Annotated in this window: 2 protein-coding genes; both read left to right on the top strand. The window is 67.9% G+C overall.

The window, feature by feature from the left end; genetic code table 11:
- The coding region (locus tag ACF1G2_RS36025) for a 2-oxoacid:acceptor oxidoreductase subunit alpha (RefSeq protein WP_391802368.1) at positions 1-1812 on the top strand (1812 nt) is incomplete at its 5' end.
- On the top strand, positions 1805-2824 hold a 1020-nt coding region (locus tag ACF1G2_RS36030; protein WP_391802369.1), incomplete at its 3' end, for a 2-oxoacid:ferredoxin oxidoreductase subunit beta. The genes ACF1G2_RS36025 and ACF1G2_RS36030, both read left to right, overlap by 8 nt.

Genomic DNA, 2824 nt, shown 5'->3' on the forward strand with positions numbered 1-2824 from the left:
GCGGGTGATTCGGGTGACGGTATGCAGCTCACGGGTGACAGGTTCACCTCGGAGACGGCGTCGTTCGGGAACGACCTCTCCACGCTGCCGAACTTCCCGGCCGAGATCCGGGCTCCTGCTGGGACGCTGCCGGGTGTGTCGTCGTTCCAGTTGCATTTCGCCGACCATGACATTCTGACGCCGGGGGATGCCCCGAACGTGCTGGTCGCGATGAACCCGGCCGCGTTGAAGGCGAACATCGGTGATGTGCCGCGGGGCGGCGAGATCATCGTGAACACGGACGAGTTCGCGAAGCGGGCGATGGCGAAGGTCGGCTACGACACCTCTCCGCTGGAGGACGGTTCGCTGGACGGCTATCGGGTGCATCCGGTGCCGTTGACGACGCTGACGATCGAGGCGTTGAAGGAGTTCGGCCTGTCGCGGAAGGAGGCCGAGCGGTCGAAGAACATGTTCGCGCTCGGGCTTCTGTCGTGGATGTATCACCGGCCGACCGAGGCCACCGAGACGTTCCTGCGGCAGAAGTTCGCGAAGAAGCCGCAGATCGCCGAGGCGAACGTGGCCGCGTTCCGGGCGGGCTGGAACTTCGGCGAGACGACCGAGGACTTCGCCGTCTCCTACGAGGTCGCTCCGGCGACGAAGGCGTTCCCGGCGGGCACGTACCGCAACATCTCCGGGAACCTGGCCCTGTCCTACGGTCTGATCGCCGCGGCCCGTCAGGCGGATCTCCCGCTCTACCTGGGCTCCTACCCGATCACCCCGGCCTCCGACATCCTCCACGAACTCTCCCGGCACAAGAATTTCGGTGTGCGCACCTTCCAGGCGGAGGACGAGATCGCCGGGATCGGGGCGGCGCTGGGGGCGGCGTTCGGCGGCTCGCTGGCGGTGACGACGACGTCCGGGCCGGGTGTGGCGCTGAAGTCGGAGACGATCGGGCTCGCGGTGTCGCTGGAGCTGCCGCTGCTGGTCGTGGACATCCAGCGCGGCGGCCCGTCGACGGGACTGCCGACGAAGACCGAGCAGGCGGATCTCCTGCAGGCGATGTACGGGCGTAACGGTGAGGCTCCGGTGCCGGTGGTGGCGCCGCGGACGCCGGCGGACTGTTTCGACGCGGCGATCGAGGCCGCCCGGATCGCACTCGCCTACCGCACGCCGGTGTTCCTGCTCTCCGACGGCTACCTCGCCAACGGCTCGGAGCCGTGGCGGATCCCCGACATCGACGAACTCCCCGACCTGCGGGTCCAGTTCGCGACCGGACCCAACCATGAACTGGCTGACGGTTCGGAGGTGTTCTGGCCCTACAAGCGTGACCCGCAGACCCTCGCACGGCCGTGGGCGGTACCGGGCACGCCGGGTCTCGAGCACCGGATCGGCGGCATCGAGAAGCAGGACGGGACCGGGAACATCTCCTACGACCCGGCCAACCACGACTTCATGGTCCGCACCCGCCAGGCCAAGACCGACCGCATCACCGTCCCCGACCTCCAGGTGGACGACCCCGACAACGCGAAGACCCTGGTGCTGGGCTGGGGATCGACCTACGGGCCGATCACGGCGGCGGTGCGCCGCATCCGCCGCGACAAGGGCGCGATCGCGCAGGCCCACCTGCGCCACCTCAACCCCTTCCCGCACAACCTCGGCGACATCCTCACCCGGTACGACAAGGTCATCGTCCCGGAGATGAACCTCGGCCAGCTCGCCACCCTCATCCGCGCGAAGTATCTGGTCGACGCACGCTCACACACCCAGGTCAACGGCATGCCGTTCAAGGCCGAGCAGCTCGCCTCGGCACTCAAGGAGGCCATCGATGAGTGAGACACTCCTGAACCTCGTGCCCAAGACCGAAGCCGCCCAGACCATGAAGGACTTCAAGTCCGACCAGGAAGTCCGCTGGTGCCCCGGCTGCGGCGACTACGCCGTCCTCGCCGCCGTCCAGGGCTTCATGCCCGAACTCGGCCTCGCCCGCGAGAACATCGTCTTCGTCTCCGGCATCGGCTGCTCCTCCCGCTTCCCGTACTACATGAACACCTACGGGATGCACTCCATCCACGGCCGCGCCCCCGCGATCGCGACCGGACTGGCCACCTCACGCCGTGACCTGTCGGTCTGGGTCGTCACCGGCGACGGCGACGCCCTGTCCATCGGCGGCAACCACCTCATCCACGCCCTGCGCCGCAACGTGAACCTGAAGATCCTGCTGTTCAACAACCGGATCTACGGGCTGACCAAGGGCCAGTACAGTCCGACGTCCGAGGTCGGGAAGATCACCAAATCGACGCCGATGGGCTCCCTCGACGCCCCGTTCAACCCGGTCTCCCTCGCAATCGGCGCCGAAGCCTCCTTCGTCGCCCGGACCGTCGACTCCGACCGCAAACACCTCACCGAAGTCCTCCGCCAGGCCGCCGACCACCCCGGCACCGCCCTCGTCGAGATCTACCAGAACTGCAACATCTTCAACGACGGCGCCTTCGAACCCCTCAAAGACAAAGACCAGGCCAGGGAAGCGGTCATCCGCCTCGAACACGGACGGCCCATCCGCTTCGGCACGGACGACTCCAAGGGCGTCGTCCGCGACCACACCACCGGCGACCTGAAGGTCGTCGCGGTCACCCCCGAGAACGAGAGCGCGATCCTGGTCCACGACGCCCACGCCGCCTCCCCGACCACCGCCTTCGCCCTCTCCCGCCTCGCCGACCCCGACACCCTCCACCAGACCCCCATCGGCGTCTTCCGCTCCGTCCGACGCCCCGTCTACGACACCCTCATGGCCGACCAGCTGGAGACCGCCATCGAGCAGCACGGCAAGGGCGACCTCGGCCAGCTCCTC

Origin of the sequence: Streptomyces sp. NPDC013457 (assembly GCF_043089925.1) — a bacterium.
In the GTDB taxonomy this organism is placed as follows: domain Bacteria; phylum Actinomycetota; class Actinomycetes; order Streptomycetales; family Streptomycetaceae; genus Streptomyces.